At 74.0% G+C, this 3,948-nt stretch carries 4 protein-coding genes; 1 reads left to right on the plus strand and 3 read right to left on the minus strand.

The features are described 5' to 3' along the window. Positions 1-158: 158 nt before the first annotated feature. Positions 159-1,556 carry a cation:dicarboxylate symporter family transporter gene (locus tag ABEB16_RS12005; RefSeq protein ID WP_345712484.1) on the minus strand — a complete coding sequence of 466 codons (1,398 nt, stop codon included), beginning with the start codon at positions 1,554-1,556 and terminating at the stop codon, positions 159-161. A 127-nt stretch (positions 1,557-1,683) separates the two neighbouring features. Between ABEB16_RS12005 and ABEB16_RS12010 the strand changes: the two genes are divergently transcribed. After that, positions 1,684-2,556 carry an SMP-30/gluconolactonase/LRE family protein gene (locus ABEB16_RS12010; RefSeq protein WP_345712485.1) on the plus strand — a complete coding sequence of 291 codons (873 nt, stop codon included), beginning with the start codon at positions 1,684-1,686 and terminating at the stop codon, positions 2,554-2,556. Between the two features lie 6 nt (positions 2,557-2,562). Here the strand turns inward: ABEB16_RS12010 and ABEB16_RS12015 are convergent, their stop codons facing one another. Further along, positions 2,563-3,015 carry a MerR family transcriptional regulator gene (locus ABEB16_RS12015; protein WP_345712486.1) on the minus strand — a complete coding sequence of 151 codons (453 nt, stop codon included), beginning with the start codon at positions 3,013-3,015 and terminating at the stop codon, positions 2,563-2,565. Positions 3,016-3,187: 172 nt separating this feature from the next. After that, positions 3,188-3,676: an inorganic diphosphatase gene (locus ABEB16_RS12020; RefSeq protein WP_345712487.1), complete on the minus strand. Its 489-nt coding sequence runs from the start codon at positions 3,674-3,676 to the stop codon at positions 3,188-3,190. Between the last annotated feature and the right edge of the window lie 272 nt (positions 3,677-3,948).

Genomic DNA, 3,948 nt, shown 5'->3' on the forward strand with positions numbered 1-3,948 from the left:
CCAGCGCCCACGACCACGCGCCGCCCACGACGACGCACCCGCCCAGCACCCCGCGAAGCCAGCGCACGGCGCCAGCGTGGCGTGCGCCGGGTCCCGGGGGCCAGGGGTGTTCCCGAGCGTTCACCCGCCGCTGGTCCTGCGGTGCGGTGCCGTCCGCGTCAGCGGTGGCCGGGCGCGGCGGCGGGGCTCGCCGCGGCCTTCTCCAGGTCGATCTGGTCCGGGCGGTCCGCGGCCTCGTGCGGGTCGCTGCTGCTCATGGTGCTCTCGTCGAAGGGCAGCTCCTTGTCCAGCACGCGGCGCACCCGGTCGGTGTCCAGCTGCTGGGTCCAGGACCCGATGACGAGGGTGGCCACCGCGTTGCCCGTGAAGTTCGTCAGCGCGCGGGCCTCGGACATGAAGCGGTCGACGCCCACGACGAGCCCGACGCCCTCGAGCAGCTCCGGCCGGTGGGAGGACAACCCGCCCGCCAGCGTCGCCAGACCGGCCCCGGTGACCCCCGCCGCGCCCTTGGAGGCGATGACCATGAACACCAGCAGCGAGATCTGCTCCCCGACCGACAGCGGGTCGCCGAGGGCGTTGGCGATGAACAGCGACGCCATCGTCAGGTAGATCGCGGTGCCGTCGAGGTTGAAGGAGTAGCCGGTCGGCACGACGATGCCGACGGTGGGCCGGGTGACCCCGGCGTGCTCCATCTTCGCGATGAGGCGGGGCAGCGCGGTCTCCGACGACGACGTGCCGACGATGAGCAGCAGCTCCCGCGCCAGGTAGCGCAGCAGCTTGAAGATCGACAGACCGGTCACCACCTTGAGCAGCGTCCCGAGCACACCGACGATGAAGACGACGCAGGTGACGTAGAAGCCGCCCATCAGCCACGCCAGGCTCACCAGCGCGTCGACTCCCGTCTGGCCGACGACGCCCGCGATCGCGCCGAACGCGCCCACCGGTGCCGCCCACATGATCATCGCCAGCACCTTGAAGATCACGCGCTGCGCCCCGGCGATCGCCTGCAGCGGGCCCTCGCCCTTCTCGCCCAGCGCCTGGATCGCGAAGCCCACCAGCAGCGCCACGAACAGCGCCTGCAGCACCTCGCCCTCGGTGAGCGCCGACACCAGCGTCGTCGGGATGATCCCCAGCAGGAAGCCCGACGTCGAGGACGCCTCCCCGGCCCGCTCGGCGCCCTCGCCCCGGATCTCGTCGGTGAGGGCGAGCTCGACCGTCGGCACGACGTTGCCGACGACCAGGCCGATGACGAGCGCGAGACCCGACATGACGAGGAAGTAGACGAGCGCGATGCCGCCGACGCGGCCCACCTGCGCCGCCTTCCGCACCGAGCCGATGCCCAGCACGATCGTGCAGAAGATGATCGGCGCGATCATCATCTTCACCAGCGCCACGAAACCCTCGCCGAGCGGGGCCAGCTGCGTCGCGAAGTCCGGCACGACGAGCCCGAGGACGATGCCCAGGCCCACCGCGACGAGGACGCTGATGTAGAGGACGTGCGTGCGGTCCTTCTTCGCCGGCGCGGCGGCGTCGGCGGGACGGGCGGCTGCGCTCACGAGGTCCTCCTCCGGGGTCGGGGCACTCCTTGGTCGTCGAGTGTGGTGTCCGTCACCCGGGCGCGCACGTCACGGGACCCGCGAGGGGGCTGCGCCCGCCGCGGCAGCGCCCCCTAGGGTGTGCCCCGTGTCGACGGCTCAGCAGCTCACGGACCCGGTCGCCCACCACGCGGAGGGGCCCTGCTGGTCGCCGCGGTGGGGCGGGCTGCGCTGGGTGGACATGCTCGCCGGCGACGTCCTCTCCCTCGGCGCCGACGGCACCGTGGGCCGCACGCACGTGGGGGACGTGGCGGCGGTCGTGCGCCCCCGCGCCGGCGGTGGCGCGGTCATCGCCGTCGAGCGCGGCTTCGCGCTGCAGGAGGCGGACGGCACCCTGCGCACGCTGCCGGAGCTGTGGGGCGCCGACGCCGGCATCCGGATGAACGAGGGCGGCTGCGACCCCGAGGGGCGCTTCTACTGCGGCTCGATGGCCTACGACCAGGACGGCGGCCGCGGGGACGGCCGCGGCTCCGTGTACCGCCTCGACCCCGACGGCACCACGACCGTCGCCTGGGGCGGGGTGACGATCTCCAACGGCCTCGGGTTCAGCCCCGACGGCTCCCGCGCGTACTACGTCGACACCCCCACCGGGCGCATCGACGTCCTCGACCACGACAGCGCCACCGGGCTCACCGGCCGGCGCCCCTTCGTGCAGGTCACCGACGACGGGCCCGGGCACCCCGACGGGCTCACCGTGGACGCCGAGGGCTGCGTCTGGGTCGCCCTCTTCGGCGGGGGAGCGGTCCGCCGCTACACCCCGGCGGGTGTGCTCGACGGCGTCGTGGAGGTCCCCGGGGCCTCGCAGGTCACGGCGGTCACCTTCGGCGGGGCGGACCTCGACGAGCTGTTCATCACGACGTCGCGGGAGAACCTGCCCGACGACGTCGAGCCGGTCGCGGGCTCCCTCTTCACCCACCGCCCCGGCGTGCGCGGCCTGCCCGTCCTGCCGTTCGCCGGCTGAGCGGGCTCAGGCCCGGGGAGCGCCCTCGGCGGTGGTCCCGGGGCGGGTCGCCCGCTCGTCGGCCTCGGGCAGCAGCCCCTGCTCGCGCATGGCGGACTCCGTGCGCAGCCGCTGCGCGAACTCCTCGGCCATCATCAGCCGCTCGCGCAGCTTCTCCACCCGCTGGTCGGCGGCCTCGCGGAAGGCGTCCAGGCGCTCCATGAGCTCCTCGCGCGGGGTGTCCGTGGCCACCCGGCCGTCGAGGGCGTCGAGCGTCGTGAGCAGCTCGCGCATCTCCTCCAGGCTGAAGTCGAGCGGCTTCATCCGCTTGATGACGAACAGCCGGTACAGGTCCAGCTCGGTGTAGAGGCGGAAACCGCCGGGCGTCCGGGCCGAGGGCGTGACCAGGCCCATCTCGTCGTAGTAGCGGATCGTGCGCAGGCTGAGGCCCAGCCGCTCGGACACCTCGCCGATCTGCATGCGGCCCGACTGCTCGCGCTGCGTCACACCCGTCTCCCCTCCCGCCCCGGCGCGGGACGCGCCCGCACCCGTCCGGCGAGGGCCCGCGCGAGCCTAACCCGTCCGCGCCCGGGGGCCGGTCCCGAGCGGGAGCCGGCCACCGGGCGCGGACGGGGGGCGTCGCGCCCGCGGGTCAGTGCCCGTGCTGCTTGACGCGCTCGCGGGAGTTGACGATCTCGGCCTCGGCCTCGGCGCGGCCCACCCAGTGCGCGCCCTCCACCGACTTGCCCGGCTCGAGGTCCTTGTAGGTCTCGAAGAAGTGCTGGATCTCCAGGCGGTCGAAGTCGCTGATGTCGCTGAGGTCCTGGATCTTCGCCACCCGCGGGTCGCCGCTGGGCACGCAGAGCACCTTGTCGTCGCCGCCGGCCTCGTCGCGCATGTGGAACATGCCGATCGCGCGGCAGCGGATGAGGCAGCCGGGGAACGTGGGCTCCTCGAGGATGACCAGCGCGTCCAGGGGGTCGCCGTCCTCGCCCAGCGTGTCCTCGATGAAGCCGTAGTCGGCGGGGTAGCGCGTCGAGGTGAACAGCATGCGGTCCAGGCGGATGCGCCCGGTCTCGTGGTCGACCTCGTACTTGTTGCGCTGACCCTTGGGGATCTCGATGGTGACGTCGAACTCCATGGGCTTGGTCACGCTCACTCCTCCTCGGCGACCCCGTGCCGCCGTGCCGTCCGGGCGAGGGCCGTGCCTCGCGGTCGCGCTAGTGTCCCGCACGGCCGATCGCCGTCCGCAGCGCCCGCCCCCGCCGGTGCGGGGACGGGCGTCGGGACGGGGACCGGGACGGGCCACGAGGAGCGGGGGAGCGGTGCCAGCGGGAGCCGAGGGGTCCGGGCCGCAGCCACCGCGGGAGACCCCGCAGCCGCCGACGCCGCCGCGGCCCGCCCGCCCGCGGA

The organism is Kineococcus glutinatus (assembly GCF_039542765.1).
GTDB classification, from domain to species: Bacteria; Actinomycetota; Actinomycetes; order Actinomycetales; family Kineococcaceae; genus Kineococcus_A; species Kineococcus_A glutinatus.